Annotated in this window: 11 protein-coding genes; 6 read left to right on the top strand and 5 right to left on the bottom strand. The window is 74.3% G+C overall.

The window, feature by feature from the left end; translation table 11 throughout:
* Window positions 1-40: 40 nt before the first annotated feature.
* The 3 genes from AB0F56_RS04715 to ligD form a co-directional block, all read right to left on the bottom strand.
* Window positions 41-2134 carry a PBS lyase gene (locus AB0F56_RS04715; RefSeq protein WP_362003878.1) on the bottom strand — a complete coding sequence of 698 codons (2094 nt, stop codon included), beginning with the start codon at window positions 2132-2134 and terminating at the stop codon, window positions 41-43.
* 159 nt (window positions 2135-2293) lie between these two features.
* Window positions 2294-3199 carry a DNA ligase gene (locus tag AB0F56_RS04710; RefSeq protein ID WP_362003876.1) on the bottom strand — a complete coding sequence of 302 codons (906 nt, stop codon included), beginning with the start codon at window positions 3197-3199 and terminating at the stop codon, window positions 2294-2296.
* A complete protein-coding gene (ligD, locus tag AB0F56_RS04705; protein WP_362003874.1) occupies window positions 3196-4080 on the bottom strand; it encodes a non-homologous end-joining DNA ligase in 885 nt (294 codons plus the stop codon). The genes AB0F56_RS04710 and ligD overlap by 4 nt, the downstream gene beginning before the upstream one ends.
* 49 nt (window positions 4081-4129) lie before the next feature.
* Here ligD and AB0F56_RS04700 point away from each other — a divergent pair, with 49 nt between their 5' ends.
* Window positions 4130-5197 (top strand): Ku protein, encoded by a 1068-nt coding sequence (locus AB0F56_RS04700; RefSeq protein WP_362003872.1) that lies wholly within the window; start codon window positions 4130-4132, stop codon window positions 5195-5197.
* A gap of 22 nt (window positions 5198-5219) precedes the next feature.
* Here the strand turns inward: AB0F56_RS04700 and AB0F56_RS04695 are convergent, their stop codons facing one another.
* Window positions 5220-6035: a hypothetical protein gene (locus AB0F56_RS04695; protein ID WP_362003870.1), complete on the bottom strand. Its 816-nt coding sequence runs from the start codon at window positions 6033-6035 to the stop codon at window positions 5220-5222.
* A 227-nt stretch (window positions 6036-6262) separates the two neighbouring features.
* On the opposite strand from AB0F56_RS04695, the gene AB0F56_RS04690 reads away from it, so the two are divergent.
* Window positions 6263-9196 (top strand): BTAD domain-containing putative transcriptional regulator, encoded by a 2934-nt coding sequence (locus AB0F56_RS04690; protein ID WP_362003869.1) that lies wholly within the window; start codon window positions 6263-6265, stop codon window positions 9194-9196.
* Window positions 9197-9453: 257 nt separating this feature from the next.
* Here the strand turns inward: AB0F56_RS04690 and AB0F56_RS04685 are convergent, their stop codons facing one another.
* Window positions 9454-10755 (bottom strand): hydrolytic protein, encoded by a 1302-nt coding sequence (locus AB0F56_RS04685; protein WP_362004046.1) that lies wholly within the window; start codon window positions 10753-10755, stop codon window positions 9454-9456.
* Window positions 10756-10951: 196 nt separating this feature from the next.
* Between AB0F56_RS04685 and AB0F56_RS04680 the strand changes: the two genes are divergently transcribed.
* The 4 genes from AB0F56_RS04680 (at window position 10952) to AB0F56_RS04665 (ending at window position 17760) form a co-directional block, all read left to right on the top strand.
* The gene (locus AB0F56_RS04680) at window positions 10952-11593 is read left to right on the top strand and encodes a LuxR C-terminal-related transcriptional regulator (protein WP_362003867.1); all 642 of its coding nucleotides are present in this window, start codon (window positions 10952-10954) and stop codon (window positions 11591-11593) included.
* A gap of 145 nt (window positions 11594-11738) precedes the next feature.
* On the top strand, window positions 11739-14912 hold the full coding sequence (locus AB0F56_RS04675; protein ID WP_362003865.1) for a hypothetical protein: 3174 nt from the start codon (window positions 11739-11741) through the stop codon (window positions 14910-14912).
* Window positions 14909-15616 carry a DUF4255 domain-containing protein gene (locus tag AB0F56_RS04670; protein WP_362003863.1) on the top strand — a complete coding sequence of 236 codons (708 nt, stop codon included), beginning with the start codon at window positions 14909-14911 and terminating at the stop codon, window positions 15614-15616. Before AB0F56_RS04675 ends, AB0F56_RS04670 begins: the two co-directional genes overlap by 4 nt.
* 23 nt (window positions 15617-15639) lie before the next feature.
* Window positions 15640-17760, top strand: coding sequence for an ATP-binding protein (locus AB0F56_RS04665; protein ID WP_362004044.1), 2121 nt, complete (start codon window positions 15640-15642; stop codon window positions 17758-17760).
* The last annotated feature ends 117 nt before the right edge of the window (window positions 17761-17877 follow it).

The raw sequence follows: 17877 nt of genomic DNA, 5'->3' as shown, positions 1-17877 counted from the left end.
GCCCCGCGACGAAGCCGCCACGGCCGTCCCGGGCTCCGCCCTACCGGTCCATCCGGTCGAGCGCCGCCCGGCAGAAGGTCAGCAGCTTCTCGTCCTCGTGGACGTCATGGCTGCTGTGTCCACCGCTCTCGCGCACGTTGTGACGCCGCCGCCGGTCCAGCTCCGCGCGGATCACCCAGCGCGCCGACTCCCCCGCCGCGGGCCCCATCTCGGCCAGGCACTCCGCGATGTCCACGCGCGCGTGCCGGTTCTCCTCCCAGGCGTCGAGCAGCACCGGAAGCGCCGCCTCCGCGTCCCCGGACACCCGCCACAGGGCCGCCGCGCTGCGCACCCGTACCCACAGGTCACGGCAGTCGAGGCCGGGGAGCAGGGCCGGCGCGCTGCGCGCCGCCGCCGGGCCGATCACGCCGAGCGCCCGGGCCGCCGCGCACCGGTCCGGCGCCGGCGCGTCGGGGCCCAGCCAGCCCGCGAGGGTCGGCAGGACGGCCTCGCGGTCGCCCTCCACCGACCAGAGCGTGAGCGCCGCCTGCGCCGAGACCGCCGCCGCCTCGCTCTCCAGGAGCTCGCGTGCGTCCGGGATCACCGCCCGCGCGGCGGGACCGAAGGCCGCCAGAGCCGTGAGCGCCGCCTCCTGCACCCAGTCCCGCCGGTTCGGCGGCGCCCCGCGCAGCACCCGCAGCACCTCCGGCACCGCCTGCACACCCCGGACCGAGGCCAGGGCGAAGAGCAGCGGCGCCGCGTGCTCGTACAGCCGGTCGTCGAGGTCGACCCGGGCCAGCCTGCGGCGCAGCAGCGGCGCGAGCGGCGCGGCGGCCGGTCCGAGCGTGGGCACGGCGTACAGCAGGTCCCGGCGTACGTCCGGCTCCACCAGGGCGCGGGCGAGCGGGGGCACGGCGCGGGCGTCCCCGGAGCGGGCGAGGGCGAGCAGCGCCCTGGCGCGCCCGTCCGGCCCGCCGGGCGGGCCTTCGAGCCGCTCGGCCCACTCCGGCCGCTCCGGTCTGTCGGGGCGGCGGGCGAGCCGGGCCGCGAGGGCGTCCGTCGCGGGTCCGGTCAGTTCGAAGAGGCCTTCGAGGAACGAGGTGGCCGCGTCGCGCAGCCTCGGCTCGGGGTCGGCGAGCTGCTCCCCGACGAGCCGTACGACCTCTTCGTACCGGCCGCGCCAGACCCGTATCAGACCCCCGCACAGCCAGATCGCGTCCAGGCGCTGGCAGCGGTCGGGGCTGCGGAGCTGGGCGAGGATCAGCGCGGTCCGCTCCTCGACCCGGTCGTCGAGCGCGGTGTGCAGGGTCCGCATCAGCTCGTCGGTCCACGGGGTCGGGCGGCCGGTCGAGCGCTCCTCGAACAGCTCACGGACCTGCCCGGCCGACCCGCCCGGCCGGGCGTCCGGCTCCGGCGGCGCGGTCCGCACCTCGTCCAGGAGCCGCGTCACCCGCTCCACCACGTCGTCCGGGACCTCGGCCGGCGCGCACCGGGCCACCTGGGCGAGGGCCGCGAGCCGGAGGCCGGGCGCCTGGGCCGCGCGGGTCAACCAGCCCAGCCAGTCGACGGTCTCCTCCCGCAGCGACTCGTGCCGCCGGGCGATCCGCCCCACGGCCTCCACCAGGGCGAGCCGCACCTCCGTGTCGCGCTCGACCGTCAGCCGCTCCCGCAGCAGGGTCAGCACGCGGGCCGGGTCGGGGTGGAGCGAGGCGAGCGCGCACGGCGCCGCGAGCCGGACCTCGGGGTCCGGGTCGCCGACCAGGCCGAGGAAGACGTCGGCGCCCGCCGCGACGGCGGCCGCCGCCATGGCGTAGTTCGCGGCGGGGATGAACTCCTCGTCGTCCGCGTCGAGTTCGTCCAGTTCCTCCTCGCCGCTCAGATCGATCCCGCCGATGCTGGTGAGCAACTCCACGATGCCGCCCCGGTCCTGGACCTTGGGATCGGCGACGAGTTCGAGCAGGAAGGGGATGCAGGCGAGCGTCGAGTCGTACACGTCGCCCTGGTGGTGGACCGCGCCGTACATCCCGTCGAGGGCCAGTTCCCGTTCGGAGGGGTCGGACGCGGCGAGTCCGCGCAGCATCCCCGGTACATCGTCGGCAGGGCCGTAAGCATGCCCCAATGAGGCCCAGTCGACCTCCTCGATCCCCGTCAGCATGCGGCCGCCGCCTTCCCCGTGAGCTGTACCAGGACGCAAGTGTGCACCACCACACCGTGAACCAGGACCCGCTGACCGGACGCGGTCTCGGAAGCGCCCTCGGGCCGCTCGAATCGCGCCATCCGCGGCGACGGCCCCCGGAGTTGCCCGCGGCAACGGCTATCCGTCGGACCGTACGCGTACGAAGCGGGCGGTCTCCTGCCGCCCGGACAGCTGCCGCAGCTCCACCGGAAGCGGCTCCGCGAGCGGTGTCACGGGACCGTGCTCCGGGTCGACCACGGCCGCCCCGAGCCGCCCCGCCGCCAGCGCCCCGACCTCGCGGGCCTGCGTCGGAGTGAGCTTGGGCGAGGTCGTCACCGTACGGTCGTCGGGGAGGCGGACGACCAGCGCCCGGGGCCGGTCCACCGGGCCGACCAGGCCGAGGAGCAGGCCGTCGAGGGTGTCCGCGTGCCGCACCTTCCGCCAGGACCACGTCTCGCCCGCCCGGTACGGCGAGCGCAGCGCCTTCGCCACGACCCCCTCGACGCCCGCCGCCCGCAGCTCGCGGAACCAGTCCCGCGCGGTCTCCTCGTCCACCGTCGCGAGGACCCGCTGCACGGGCGGGCCGATCTCCTCCAGGGCCGTCCCGAGCAGCCGCCAGCGCTCGGCGAGCGGCAGGGGCCGGACGTCCCGGCCGGGGACGGCGAGGACGTCGAAGGCGATGTACGAGACCGGGACGCCCGACCGCCTGCGGTCGCCGGGCGAGCGGAGCAGATCGGTGAAGCTCAGCCGCCCGTCCCGGTACGCGCACAGCTCCCCGTCCAGGACGAGCCCGGCCGGCAGCGCCTCGCCCAGATGCGCCGCGATCTCGGGGAACTCCGGGGCGAGGTCCCGGTGCGAGCGCGACTGGAGGACCACCCTGCGCTCCTCCAGGACGAAGGCGAGGGCGCGGAATCCGTCCAGCTTGAGGGAGTACTGGAACCCCCCGGGCGTGCTCCCCTGCGCCGGGATCTCGTCGGCCGGGCGGGGGCGCATCACGTCGACGGGCGGCCGCAGGACGGGGCCGGTCGCGGGCGCCGGGGTCATGGCAGGGCCCCGGCCCGGTCCGGGTCGAGGAGCGGGGCGAGCAGCTCCCCGTACCGCTCCAGACGTGGCGCGATGTCGTCCATCAGAAGTACGAGCCGTTCGGGCGCGTCGCACGCCTCGACCTCCTCCCAGGTCACGGGGGCGGAGACGGCGGGCAGTGGGCGGGCGCGCAGGGTGTAGGGGGTCGCGGTGGTCTTGGCGGCCGCGTTCTGGCTGAAGTCGACGAAGACCTTGCCGGGCCGCAGGGCCTTCGCCATCCGGTGGACGACGAGCGCCGGGTGGTCCGCCTCGGCGCGCACGGCCAGCTCCTTCGCGTACGCCGAGACCGCGTCGGACGGGGTCGGCTCCAGCGGCACGAGCAGGTGCAGCCCCTTGGCGCCGGAGGTCTTGGCGAAAGCCTCGAGGCCGTCCGCCGCGAGCCGCTCGCGCAGCCAGAGGGCCACCCGGCAGCACTCCACGACGGTCGCGGGCGGCCCCGGGTCCAGGTCGAGGACGAGGCGGTCGGCGACGGCGGGGGAGTCGGCCCGCCACTGCGGGGTGTGGAACTCCACGACCAGGTTCGCCGCCCACATCAGCGAGGCGAGGTCCTGGATCATGACCTGCCGGGCGCGCGGCTCGTCGGAGCGGGGGACCGGGGTGGTCTTCACCCAGGCGGGCGTGCCGGGCGGCGGGTTCTTGGTGAAGAAGAGCTGCCCTTCCGGGCCGTCCGGATAGCGCAGGAAGGACACCGGGCGGTCGCGCAGATGGGGCAGGATCGCGGCCCCCACGGTCGCGTAGTAGTGCAGCAGCTCGCCCTTGGTGGTGCCGGTGGCCGGGTGGAGGACCTTGTCCAGATTGCTCAGCGGGAGGCGACGCCCCTCCACCTCCGTGATCGGCGTCATACGATGAGAATCCCACGAATCCGGAAGTATCGTGCGAAAGGGATGAAACGTGCGATCCATATGGAACGGCGCCATTTCCTTCGGCCTGGTCAGCATCCCGATCAAGCTGGTCAACGCCACCGAGAGCCGGTCCGTGTCCTTCCGCCAGATCCACGCGGCCGACGGCGGCCGCATCCGCTACCGCAAGGTGTGCGAGCTGGACGGCGAGGAGGTCTCGCAGGCGGAGATCGGCAAGGCCTACGAGGAGTCCGACGGGACCATGATCCCGATCACGGACGAGGACCTGGCGGCGCTGCCGCTGCCGACGGCCAAGACGATCGAGATCGTGGCCTTCGTGCCGGCCGGGGAGATCGACCCGCTCCAGATGGACGCCGCGTACTACCTCTCCGCGAGCGGGGTGCCGGCCGCCAAGCCGTACATCCTGCTCCGCGAGGCGCTGAAGCGGAGCGAGAAGGTGGCGGTCGCCAAGTACGCGCTGCGCGGGCGGGAGCGGCTCGGGATGCTCCGGGTCGTGGACGACGTGATCGCCATGCACGGGCTGCTCTGGCCGGACGAGATCCGGGCGCCCGAGGGGGTGGCCCCGGAGACCCCGGTCCAGGTGCGGGACGCCGAACTCGACCTGGCGGACGCCCTGATGGCCACGCTCGGCGAGGTCGACATCGGCACCCTGCACGACGACTACCGCGAGGCGGTCGAGCGGATGATCGCCGCCAAGGCGGAGGGCGGCGCGGCGGTCGCGCCACCGGAGCCCGAGGCGGAGGGCGGCGGTCAGGTCATCGACCTGATGGCGGCCCTGGAGAACAGCGTCCGGGCGGCGAAGGAGGCGCGCGGCGAGAGCGGCGGCGTCGCCGACGTCACCGAGCTGGCGCCCCGCAAGAGCGCGCCGCGCACCCCGAAGGAGACGGGGGCGCGGAAGTCCACGGCGAAGACGGCGGCCAAGAAGACGGCCGCCCCGGCCCGCAAGTCCACGGCGAAGAAGTCCACCGCGAAGTCCACCGCCAAGGCGACGGCGAAGTCCACCGCGAAGAAGACCACGGCCAGGACCACGGAGAAGGCGGCCGCGAAGAAGGCCTCGACGCCCGCCAAGAAGGCGGCGCCGCGCAAGCGCTCGGCCTGAGCGACGGCCGCCTTCCTGGCTGCTAGGACGTGACCAGCTCCCGCAGGGAGGCCTTCATCGCCGCGACGAAGGCCTCCCGCTCGGCCTCGCCGGTCAGGTCGAGCGAGAGGTACGGATTGAGGTCCTCCAGCTCCACGAGCAGCAGCTCCCCGTCCGGCGCCCGGCAGGCGTCCACCCGCTGGATCCCGTGCGCCAGGTCGTTCCAGTCCACGAACCGCTGCGCGAACTCCAGGTCGGCGGCGGTCGGTTCGTACCGCTGGAGGACCCAGCGGGCCTCCGGATCGGGCGCGTACAGCGCGTACTGGAAGGCCGGCCCGACGAAGTAGAAGGAGACCTCGTACGTGAACGGGATGCGCGGCTGTACGAGCATCCCGGCCGGGTCCACCTCCCCGAGCCGGTCCCGGTCCACGAACCGCAGGCCCACCGAGTCCGCCCCGAGCAGCGGCTTCACGACGTACTCCGCGGCCTCCGGGAGCCGGTCGAACTCGTCGCGGCGGCCCGCCGTCGGAATGACCGGAAATCCCTCCCTCGACAGCCGCAGGAGGTAGTCCTTTCCGGCCATGTCTCCCTTTCCCGTCAGGGAGTTGAACACCCGCACCCCGCTCGCGCGGGCCGCGCGCGTGAACGCGTCGTACGCCTCCTGGTAGTGCAGGACGGGCCCGCTGTTGCGGACGACCAGCGCGTCGAAGCGGTCCATGAGTCCGGCCGCGTCCAGCGGATGGCAGAGCGCGACCGTGAACTCCTCGCGCAGCCGCCCCGAGAGCCAGATGTCCTCGTCGCAGTACCGGCGCCCGCGCGCCTGATAGCCGAGGTCGGTGACGTAGAGAAGTGTTGCCATGCGTTGTCCCGTCTGCTCCCGGTTGGCCGGATCGCCAAAGATTACGTGACGGAAACGCCGAGGCTCCCAGCTTGCGGATCACCCTGCTCCGCCGCATAGCGTGTACGAACACCGGTGCGAACGCCGGTGTGTGAGAGCGTTTTCAGCGGCCCGAGACGACCACCGGGCGCGATCGGTGCGCGGTGGGGGCACGAGCCGTCGGCACCGCCGAGAGGTGAGGCGACAGCATGCACTACCGGATCCTGGGGCCGGTGCGGGTATGGCGGGGGGACACCGAGCTGACCCTGGGGCCCCCGAAACAACAGGCCCTGCTGGCTCTGCTGTTGGCGAGGGCCGGACAGCTCCTGACCCCGCAGGAGGTGATCGACGCCCTGTGGGAGGAGCCGCCGGGCAGCGCCGTCAACGTGGTCCACCGCCATGTCGGCGCGCTCCGCAGGCTCCTGGAGCCCGAGCTGCCCAGCCGGGCGGACGCCCGGCGCCTGCTCCGGGGCGCGGGCGGCTACCGGCTGCCGGTCGGCCCCGGCGAGCTCGACCTGCTGCACTTCCGGTCCGTGCGCCAGGACGCCCGCCGGGCCACGGCGGCCGGGGACGGCGCACGGAGCGTGGACCTCCTCGTCGACGCGCTCGGGATGTGGGGCGGCCCCGCCGGGACCGGCCTTGCCCCGAGGGTCGCCGCGCACCCGCTCTTCACCGCGCTCAACCAGGAGTACCTGGCCACCGTGAAGGAGGCCGCCGACGCGGCCCTGGTGACGGACCACGCCCACGGCGAGCGGGTCCTCGCCCTGCTCCACCAGGCGGTCCACCACTACCCGTTCGACGAGGCCCTGCACGCCCGGCTCGTCACCGTGCTCGCCGCGCTCGGCCGGCAGGCCGAGGCCCTGGCCGTCCACGAGTCGGTCCGCGCGCGGCTCGCGGGGGAGCTCGGCGTCGACCCGGGCCCCGAGCTCCGCGCGGCGCACGAACGCGTCCTCAGACAGGCGGTCCCCGTGACCGTCCCCGTACCCGCACCCGTGCCCGTACCCGCACCCGTGCCCGTCGCGGCCGCTGGGGAGCAGGACCCCGAGGCGACGGCCGACCGGCCCGCTCCCCAACTTCTCCCCGCTCAACTTCCCTCCGACATCGCCACCTTCGCCGGGAGACGGGCCGAACTGGCGCTCTCCGGCGGGCTGCTGGACGCGCGCCCCGAATCCGATCCCGGGAAGACCGCCCCCGCCGTCGCCGCGATCAGCGGCATGGCCGGCGTCGGCAAGACCACGCTCGCCGTCCACTGGGCCCACGAGGTGGCGCACCGCTTCCCCGACGGCCAGCTCTTCGTGAACCTCCGCGGCTTCCACCCCACGATGGAGCCGCTGGCCGCCCCCGACGTCATGCGCGAGGTCGTCTCCGCGCTCGGGGTCCCGCCCCAGCGGGTGCCCGACGACCCCGAGGCCCTCCCGGCCTTCTACCGCAGCCTGCTCGCCCCCCGCAGGCTCCTGATCCTGCTCGACAACGCCCGCGACTCCGAGCAGGTGCGGCCGCTGCTTCCGGGCGCCCCCGGCTCGCTGACGCTCATCACGAGCCGGCACCGCCTCGACGGGCTCGTCGTCACCCACACCGTGCGCTTCATCGGCCTGGAGGGGCTCTCCCTCGCCGAGGGCGTCGAGTTCCTGACCCGGCGCCTCGGCGCGGAGCGGATCGCGGCGGAGCCGGCGGCCGCCGAGGCCATCGTCGAGCTGTGCGGACACCTGCCGCTCGCCCTCGCCATCGTCGCCACCCGCGCCCTGCTCAACCCCCGGTTCGCCCTGGAGACGGTCGCCGACGAACTGCGCGCCGCCCGGGGCAGCTTGGACGCCTTCACCAGCAGCGACGCCCAGGTTGACGCGCGTAGCGTCTTCTCCTGGTCCTGCCGTGGCCTCAGTGCGGGCGCCAAGCAGCTGTTCCGGCTGATCGGCGGCGCGCACTCGGGCCCCGAGCTCTCCGTGGCCGCCGCCGCCAGCCTGGCGGGGGTGCCGGCCGGGGACGCGCGCCGCCTGCTCGGTGAACTCCTCGACAGCGGCCTGCTGACGGAGGACGCGCCGGGCCGCTTCTCCTGCCACGAGCTGCTGCGGGCCTTCGCGCGGGAGCTGAGCTTCGACCGCGACGACGAGGGGATACGGGTCCGGGCCCGGCGCCGCCTGTTCGAGCACTATCTGCACACCGCCCACGCGGCCGACGCCCTGCTCGCCCCGTACCGCGACCGCGTTCCCGTGCGGCCGCCGGGCGAGGGCGTCCTGCCGGAGGCGCTGACCGGGGAGCGGCAGGCGGCCCAGTGGCTGCACCGGCAGCGCCAGGTGCTGCTGGCCGCCGTGGAGGGGGCGGCCGTGGACGGCGGCGCGGGCGACGGGCTCTGCTGGCGGCTCGCCGCCACCCTGGAGCTCTTCCTCGACCGGGCCGGCCGCTGGGACGAACAACGCGGCATCCAGGAGCTGGCGTTGAGCGCCGCGCGACGGGACGGCGACACCACGGGCGAGGCGTACGCGCTGCGCGCGCTGGGGTTCGCGTACCACCGGCTCGGCCGGAACGCGGAGTCCCACGAGACGCTGACCCGGGCCCTCGACCGCTTCGCCGACGCGAGCGACCCGCACGGCCAGGCGGCCGCGCACCGCAGCCTGGCGTTCCTCGGCAACGGCCTGCGGGACCACACGCGGGCGCTGGAGCACTACCGGCTGGCGTCCGCGCTCTACGACAGGTCGGGACACCGCACGGGCGCGGCGGCCGTGCTCAACGAGATCGGCTGGACCCACATCCTCACCGGCGCCTACGAACAGGCCCTGGACGACTGCGGGAAGGCCGTGCTCCTGCACCGGGAGAACGGGAACCGCAACGGCGAGGCGGCCGCCTGGGACAGCGTCGGCTACGCCCGGCACCACCGCGGCGAGTTCCCCGAGGCCCTCGCCGCCTACGACAAGGCGCTCGCCCTCTACCGCGCCGTCGGCGACCTCAGCCTCCAGGCCGACACCCTCACGCACATCGGCGACAGCCACGAGGGAGCCGGGGACCCGGCGGCCGCCACGGCGGCCTGGCGCGAAGCCGCCGAGCTCTTCATGCACTTGGGTCACCCCGACGCCCGGCAGGTGCGCGACCGGCTCGCGCGCCTCGCGGCGCCGGAATCCGCCGACGACGTTCCCGGCGGCCGCCGATGACGCACCGGAACCGGCCGATGACGTACGGGACTTCCCCAGGGACGTCACTTTTTCGGCACTGCGCCCTGCCTACGCTGCTGGCCCCGATCCGACCAGGGAAGCAGGACGCACGTGCCGTGGCCACCGACGAGATCGCGCCACGACGATCTCCGCTGCGCCCACCGGAGTACCGATCCGAGCGACGGTTTCCGGTCGAGTCCAAGGTCCAGGCCTTTTCGTCGCCCGAACCTCGAACAAAACTTCCCTCGCTTCCGTTTCTACGGGCGAAGGTCGCGGAGCACACCGCTGACGTTCAGGACCTCGTGGCAGTCCGATGCCTGCTTCCCGGTGGCCGGCGTACCCGGCTTCGCGCAGGTCACTTCGGCGGTGACGGTCGCGTTCTCGGGGATTTCGATGGGGGTGACCCAGTGGTAGTCCTGGTTGCGGAACGTCTCGAGCGCGATCGTGGTGATCTTCCGCTCTCCGAACGAGAACGTGATGATGCCCTCGTCGCCCTGGAAGTTCGCCACCACGACGTCGGTGATCCCGAAGACCTTGCCGGCCGGCACCTGGTACGTGCCCACCTTCTTGGCGCCCGCGCCTGTCTTGATGTCGATGGTGGCCGAACTCTGCTGACCGCCACCCGAGCCGCCCGAGCCCGTACCGCCGGTGCCGCCGCCGTCGCCCTGCCCGCCGGAACCCTGCTCCCCGCCGGGGGCCGGGGCCGGCTTGGGCTTGGCCTTCTCGGCCTCCTGCTGCCTGGCGGTCTCCTCCTTCTGCGCGGCGGTCGCGGCCTCCTTCGCGGCGCTGCGCACCGCCGGCCGGACCAGCGCGAACCAGGCGACCAGCAGCGCCATCAGGATCGCCAGCAGGATCAGCAGCCACTTCGGCAGGATCGGCAGCTGGACGAACTCGCCCTCCACGACGGTGGGTCGATCGGCCGGCGGCGCGTGCACCTCGCCCGGGTCACCGTCGGTCTTCGGCGAATCACCGGCCTCCGTCACGGCGTCGGCGGCCTCGATCTCGAAGGGCCAGTGCACCGGCTCGCCGAACCAGATCAGCGAGCGGACCCGGGCCTTCAGGCCGACTTCCGCGGTCTCGCCCGGTTCCAGGCGCCGCTGCTGCGGGGTGGCCTTGAGGCTCAGCTCCTCCCCGGCCTGCCGGCCGGCGAGCACCAGCGACACGGGGGTGTTGCCCTGGTTGCGCAGGGCGATCTGGTACCGGCCGCCACGCCAGCCGCGCCGACGACGGGGCTTCAGCTCCTGCTGGATCTCCCGGAACGCCTCCACGCGCACCGTGGTCTCCGGGACCACCACGTTCTCGGGGTGCTCCACGGGCAGGACGCGCACACCGAGCGGCTTCTCCCCGGCGCGGACATCGGGGGAGCGCGGCGGAGCGAGCCTGACCGTCACCGTCTCCGACGTGCCGGGATACAGCGAGACGCGGGCCGGTTCGACGGTGGTCCAGGCGGCGCATTCGCCGACCACCGTGAACGTGTACGCCTCGACGATGTCGCTGTCGTTGCGGACGTTCAGGGTGGTCGTCGCCTCGCCGCCGGGCGAGACCGTCACGGTCGGCATATCGAGTTCGGCAGAAGTGGTCACGCCGGGAACCTAGGCCGCCAACTGGTCCTTCTCACAGGGGCGTGAGGGCCAACGACCGGGCAGCGCGACTGCCCCCACGGACCATCGGCGCGCGGACGCGCGCCACATCAGAACCAGCCGCCGGCCGACCGAGTACCGGTCGGCGGACGACGAGAAACGGTGGGAATACATCATGAACAGTGAGCAGTGCGATTCCAGGGTCTCCGTCTCGGTCTACGCCGAGGACCTGATCCTGCAGGCGGGAATCATCGAGCAACTGCGGCGGCGGCCCGAGGTGGAGCTGCTGCCCGAATCCGACGCCGACAAGGCGAGGGCGACCCTGGTGGTCGTGGACACGGTCGACGACTCGACCGTGCAACTGCTGCGCCGCCTCCAGCGCAACACCGCCACCAGCACCGGTCTGGTCGTCGGCCGGTTCGAGGCGGGGGCGCTGCAGACGATGATCGAATGCTCGGTCGCGGCCGTACTGCGCCGCTCCGAGGCCGACCAGGACCGGCTCGTCCACCTGGTCACCGCGCTCGCGAAGGGCGAGGGCGTGCTCCCCGGCGACCTGCTCGGCAAGCTCCTGGCCCATGTCAGCAGCCTGCAGCGGACCGTGCTCGACCCGCGCGGCCTGACCCTCTCCACGCTCACGACCCGCGAGGCCGACATGCTCCGCCTGGTGTCCGAGGGCTTCGACACCGTGGAGATCGCGCAGAAGACCTCGTACTCCGAACGGACCGTCAAGAACGTGCTGCACGAGGTCACCACCCGGCTGAACCTGCGCAACCGCGCCCACGCGGTGGGCTACGCGATGCGGCACGGACTCATATGACCGCCTCGGGGTCCCTCGGACAGCCCCTGGGTGCCCGAAAGAGCAGCGGAGGTTTCCCCCGGTGCGGGACCTCGCGGCCTGTCGCGACCCGCCCGGGGCTGTGACGCTCGACCACGGTGAACTGTTCTCATACTGCGAGGTGGACGTGACCGGCACCCCAGGCCCCGCGGGCCGTACCAGGGTGGGCAGACTGGCCGTCGCCGTGACGGTGATCGTGCCCCTCCTCGCGGTGAGTTCACCGCAGGCCGCCACCCCCGCCGCCGCGCCCGTCCGCGCGGCGGCGGCCGCGGCCGACACCGGCCGCATCGTCTACGCGGGCACCGAGCACCGCTCCATCGGGCGCGTGACGGGAAACCCGGCCACCGCCGACCCGCTGCTCGGCCCCGGCCCGGCGCACTACGACACCGAGGCCTACGCCCGAGGCGGCCAGGTCGTCTTCACCAGCCTGCGCGACGGCACGCGCCCCCAGGTGTACCTGCGGGACGCCGGCGGGGGCATCCGCAAGCTGACCTCGGAGCGCGACGCGGCCAACCCCGAACTCACCCCGGACGGCCGGTTCGTGGTGTTCGACTCCGCCGAACCCGGCATCGGCGGTACCCAGCGCGACCTGTGGATCGTGGGGACGGACGGAACCGGCGAGCGCCGCCTCACCGACTCGCCCCGCAGGAACGAGACCGCGCCCACCGTCTCGCCCGAGGGCGCCAGGATCGCGTACGTCAGCGACGCCGACCCCCTGCGCGGCAAGCAGATCTACCGCCGGGCCCTGGACGGCGGCGCGTACGAGAGGATCAGCGACGCGCCCGCCGGGACCGCCGACGACCCCGCCTGGAACCCCGTCGACGACACCGTCAACCGCGACCTCGTCGCCTACACGCACACCGCCGCGCCCGGCACCGACCCGAGCGGCCCCCGCCTTCGGGTGACCTCGGGACCGGGCGCCGACGGCCCGCTGCTCTCCGGCGAACAGGCCGGCTGGAACACCCGCCAGGCCGCCTGGCAGCCCGACGGCGACACCATCCTCTTCCTCAGCATCAACGGGCCCTGCGGCTGCACGAACCCGTACGAGACCGTCTACCGGGCCGTCGCCCACTCCGCGGAGACCGCCCAGAGCCTCCTCTACGAGGACCGGGTCGTCGACTCGCCGACCTGGCTCGGCCCGCAGAACGGCGGCACCGTCCTCGTCACCCGCACCACCGCCGAGGCCCGCATCCACGCGTACCTCCAGGACGTACGGCCCGACGGCTCCGACCCCCGCGACCTCGGCGTCAAGATCCTCCGGGAGGATCCCACCGCCAGGACCAACACCGACCCGGCCGTCGACCCGCTCTTCAACCCGCCCGGCAAGTACGACCCGTGGACCGAGCGGCAGAGCTACACCCCGGACGGCCGGCGCATCGTCGTCTCCCGCTTCCAGGGCGACCCCGAGACCGGCCGGATCGAGCAGATCTGGCTGACCGACGCCGACGGCTCGAACCCCACCCTCGTCCCGCTCGCCGGCCGCGGCGACAAGGACTGGGACACCGACCCGGCCTTCTCGCCCGACGGCAGGTTCCTCGCCTTCGCCCGCACCTCGCCCGGCGGCGTCGGCTCGGCCTCGGGCCCCAGCCGCATCCTCGTCGCCGACGCCAGGACCGGCGCGCTCGTCGGCCAGGTGCGCCCGCCCGCGGGCCAGACCGGCGGCGACGCCCAGCCGACCTGGTCCTCGGACGGCAAGACCCTCGCCTTCACCCGTAACGCCGTCGTCGACGGCGCGGGCGGCAACAAGCACATCTGGACCGTGCCCGCGGACGCCCTCGACCGGCAGCGGAACCTGAGCACCGAACTCTGCCCGGGCACCTGCCAGGTCATCGACGACAGCCCCGCGTTCTCGCCCGACGGCAAGCGCCTCGCCTTCAACCGCAAGGACGGCGGCGGCCGGGTCAACCAGCGCAACAGCGTCCTGATGACCGACCTGACCTCGGGCGGCTGCCAGGTCCTCCTGCCGACCGGCCGCTCCGGCGACCCGGACGGCTGCCGCCGGGACGTCCCCGACACCTCCGCCACCGGCCCCTTCCAGGCGCGTGACGTGGCCTGGTCGCCGGACGCGAGCCGGCTCGTGTTCAGCTCCCGCCGGGAGCTCGCGGCCAACTCGCCGGAGGCCCTGTCCACCGTCGAGATCGCCACCGGCGCCGTCACGTCCCTGACCGGCGCCCTCGCGGGCCGCCAGAAGGAGCCCGCGTACCAGCAGTCCGTCGACCTGACCGTGACCGCGCCGCCCACCGCCGACCCGGTGACCGAGGGCGAGACCGTCACGGTCACCGTGACCGTCACCAACCAGGGCCCGTCCGCCTCGCCCGGCACCGTCTTCACGGCCGTCGCGCCCCCGGGCGTCCGGATCGACGAACTGACCCCGTCGAAGGGGCGGTGCGAGCCCGGGTCCCCGCAGTGCGAACTCGGCGTCCTCACCCCCGGCGAGAGCGTCACCGTCACCGTGCGGCTGACCGGCGTGACCCCCGGCGACCGGGTCGTCGACTGGTCCGTCACCGGAGCGGTCATCGACCGCAGCCCGACCGACAACACCAGCTCGACCCTCGTCCCCGTGGAGCAGGCCCCCGAGCCGCCGACGCCGACCCCGACGCCGACGACGCCCACCCCGACCCCGACCCCGCCGAAGCCCACCCCGCCGCCCGCGCCGAAGGCCGGCCCCGCACTCACCATCGCCGCCCAGCCCGAACCGGGGTACGTCGGCGGCAAGGTGGTCCTCACGTACACCGTCCGCAACGGCCGCGAGGCCCTCGCCACCGGACTGACCCTGCGCCTCGGCCTGCCGCCCGGCATCCCCGCCGGGAAGGCCCCGGCCGGGTGCGTCAAGAACGTGTGCGCCCTCGGTGACCTCGCCCCCGGCGCGTCCACCGTCGTCACGATCGTGCTGTCCCCGAACAAGGCGCTGACGTCCACCGCCACCGGCCGGCTCACCACCTCCGGCACCGATGCCGACCCGCGCGACAACACCGACCGGCAGCGGATCAGGATCCTCCAGCCGAAGATCGTGGCCGTCCCCGCCATCGGCAAGCCCGGCTTCGTGACCTCCGTCCGCGGCAAGGACTTCCCGCCCGGCACCCCCGTCACGCTGACCTGGAAGCCCGGCATCACGGCCGCCGCCGTACCCACCGTCCCGAAGGCCGACGGCACGTTCATCGCCCAGCTCCTGATCCTCGCCAAGGACCAGACCGGGCCGCGCATCATCACCGCCAGGGGCGCCGGATTCTCCCCGGTCACCACCGACTTCCTGGTCGTCACCGGCAACGTCGCCCCGCCCGACGAGGTGGCCCGCCGGTGATCCACGAAGTCGACGAGGGGCTGCGCATGCTCCTCACCGAGTCCGGCCTGACCGACAGCGGCGTCGACCTGGTCTTCGACCCGCCCACCCGGGAATGGGCGGCCCGCCGCAACGCCCCGACCATCAGCGTCTTCCTGTACGACATCAGGGAGGACATCGAACGGCGGCGGACCGGCAGGCTGGAGGAGTACGACGACAACGGGCGGATCGTCGCCTACCGCACCCCGCCCCGCTGGTTCGACCTGACCTACCTGGTCACGGCCTGGACCAACCGGCCGCAGGACGAACACCGGCTGCTCTCCGAGGTGCTGCGCTGCATGGCCCGTACGGACGTCCTGCCCGGCCGGCTACGCACCGGCACCCTGGCCGAACTGGGCCTCGCCGTCCCCCTGGAGGTGGCCGGCGGCGCCCAGCAGGGCCGCTCGGCCGGCGACGTGTGGTCGGCCCTCGGCGGCGAGCTGAAGGCCGCGATCGACCTCAGGGTCCTCGCCCCGCTGGCGGGCGAGCGCATCGACGCCGCGCCGCCGGTCACCGAGGGCCTGGAGGTCCGGGTCGGCCCGGCCGCGGGCGACGACGCCCCGGAGGACTCCGGCACGGGCCGCCGCCTGCGCTACGACGGTGCGGGCGACCCGGGCGGGCGGGGCTTCGCCGCCGCGCGCGAGATGCCGGCGCCGACCCGCCGCCACCGGGGGCCGGTGCGGTGATCAAGGACGACGTACGGACGTACGTGGACGTGTCCCCCGAGGCGCAGGAGGACCCGGCCGGGCTCGCCCACCTCTGGGAGCGGCTGGCCCGGGTCGAACTGCGGGTGCGCGACGCGGTCGGGGCGCGCCACGCGACCGACCCCACCCCCGACGACCCCTACCGGGGCCAGTACCTCACCCCGGAGGGGGCCGAGCGCATCCTGCGCGCCCCGGCGGCCTTCCACCCGGGGCCCGCCGGAGGTGTCCCGGACGCGCCGGAGGGCCCCGACGGCTCGCGGCTGCGGCGGCTCGCCGAGGCCTTCGGACTCCTCCCGCTGGACGAGGAGTTGCTGCTCGTCGCCCTCGCGCCCGACATCGACGCCCGCTTCGAGGCGCTGTACGGGTACCTCAACGACGACCTCACCCGGCGGCGCCCGACGATCGGCCTCGCCCTCGACCTGTGCGGTCAGCCCGTCGCGGGCCCGGCGCGGTTCCGGTTCTCCGCCACCGCGCCCCTCGTCAGGGGCGGGCTCCTGGACATCACCGAGCCCGACCGCCCGTTCCTCTCCCGGACCCTCCGGGTCCCCGACCGGGTCGCCGCCCATCTGCTCGGCGACGACGAGCCCGACGCACGGCTCGCCGGTCTCGTCTCCACGGACCACGGCGGCCCCGGGCCGTACGAGCAGCCCGTGCCGCGCGTCGCGGAGGCCGCCCTCACCGGCGGCGGCCCGGTCCACGTGCGGGCCAGGGGCGGCGACGCCGGCCGGGTCGCCGTCGAGGCGCTCACGGCCGCAGGCCGCCGGGCCCTGGTCCTCGACGTCGCGGCACTCACCACCGACGCCGAGATCGCCCGGGTGCCGCACCTCCTGGCGACCGAGGCCCGGCTGTGCGGCGGCGGCATCGTCGTCGGCCCGATCGAGGCGCTCGAACCCGAACGCCCGGAGCGGGCCCGGTGGTTGCGCGAACTGTGCGCCACGACCAGCGGCGTCCCGCTGATCACCTACGGGACGAAGAACTGGGACCCCCTGTGGTCCCGCCAGAGCCCCGTCCCCTTCACCGTCGGCCCGCCCACCACCGGTAGCACGGTCACCCGGTGGCGCCAGGCGCTCGACGCGGCGGTCGGGACGGTCGACGCGCCCGTCACCGTGCCCGGCGACGACGAACTGGGCCCGGCCGTCGTCTCGTACCGCCTCGACGCCGAGCAGGTGCGCAAGGCCGCCACGGTCGCCGTCCGCGCGGCGGCGGCCGAGCGCCGCCCCCTCGACACGGGGGACCTGCGGGCCGCCGTACGCGGACAGAACGGCGCGGGGCTCGAACGCCTGGCCCGCCGCATCGAACCCGCCGTCGGCTGGGACGACCTCGTGCTGCCCCCGCCCACCCGCCGCCAGCTCGGCGAACTCGCCCTCCGCGCCCACCACCGCGACCAGGTCCTCGGCCAGTGGCGGATGCGCCCCGGCGGCGGCCGGGGCCGCGGCGTGATCGCCCTCTTCGCGGGCGAGTCCGGCACGGGCAAGACGATGTCGGCGGAGGTCGTCGCCGCCGAACTCGGCATGGAGCTCTACGTGGTGGACCTCTCCACCGTCGTCGACAAGTACATCGGCGAGACGGAGAAGAACCTGGAGCGCATCTTCGTCGAGGCGTCGGAGGTCAACGGCGTCCTGCTCTTCGACGAGGCGGACGCGATCTTCGGCAAGCGCTCCGAGGTGAAGGACGCGCACGACAAGAACGCCAACCTCGAATCGGCGTACCTCCTCCAGCGGATGGAGTCCTTCGACGGGATCGCGGTCCTCACCACCAACCTCCGGGCCAACCTGGACGAGGCGTTCACCCGCCGCATCGACGTGATCGCCGACTTCCCCATGCCCGACGCGCGCCAGCGCCTCGCCCTGTGGGACCGCTGCCTCGGCCCCGCACTGCCCCGGGACGAAGACCTCGACCTGCGGTTCTGCGCCGACCGCTTCGAGCTCGCGGGCGGCTCGATCCGCGCCTGCGCGGTCACCGCGGCCTACCTCGCGGCCGAGGCGGGCCGTCCGCTCGGGATGGGACAGCTCGTCTCCGCGGTGCTCCAGGAGTACCGCAAGCTCGGACGCCTGGTCCTGGAGAGCGAGTTCGGCCCGTGGATGAAGAACGAGCGGACGGCCGCCTCGGGTCAGCCGAGACGGTAGGGGGCGGGCGGCGCTCCAGGGCCGCCTCCAGGGCCGCCTCCGGGGACGCCTCCGGGCGGCGGCGCTCCGGTGCCCGGCCGACGCGAATCCGAAGTGCCGGGTTGCCCCGCCCCAGCT

Source organism: Streptomyces sp. NPDC026092, assembly GCF_040638605.1.
In the GTDB taxonomy this organism is placed as follows: Bacteria; Actinomycetota; Actinomycetes; order Streptomycetales; family Streptomycetaceae; genus Streptomyces.
The sequence above is the reverse complement of the archived record's forward strand: the minus strand, read 5'-3'. Positions and strand labels throughout refer to the sequence as shown.

Bases quoted from the DNA above. Each gene is read 5' to 3' on its own strand.
- AB0F56_RS04685 (WP_362004046.1), bottom strand. From the start codon at position 10,755: ATGCCGACCGTGACGGTCTCGCCCGGCGGCGAGGCGACGACCACCCTG.
- AB0F56_RS04710 (WP_362003876.1), bottom strand. From the start codon at position 3,199: ATGACCCCGGCGCCCGCGACCGGCCCCGTCCTGCGGCCGCCCGTCGAC.
- AB0F56_RS04680 (WP_362003867.1), top strand. From the start codon at position 10,952: ATGAACAGTGAGCAGTGCGATTCCAGGGTCTCCGTCTCGGTCTACGCC.
- AB0F56_RS04715 (WP_362003878.1), bottom strand. From the start codon at position 2,134: ATGCTGACGGGGATCGAGGAGGTCGACTGGGCCTCATTGGGGCATGCT.
- ligD (WP_362003874.1), bottom strand. From the start codon at position 4,080: ATGACGCCGATCACGGAGGTGGAGGGGCGTCGCCTCCCGCTGAGCAAT.
- AB0F56_RS04690 (WP_362003869.1), top strand. From the start codon at position 6,263: ATGCACTACCGGATCCTGGGGCCGGTGCGGGTATGGCGGGGGGACACC.
- AB0F56_RS04695 (WP_362003870.1), bottom strand. From the start codon at position 6,035: ATGGCAACACTTCTCTACGTCACCGACCTCGGCTATCAGGCGCGCGGG.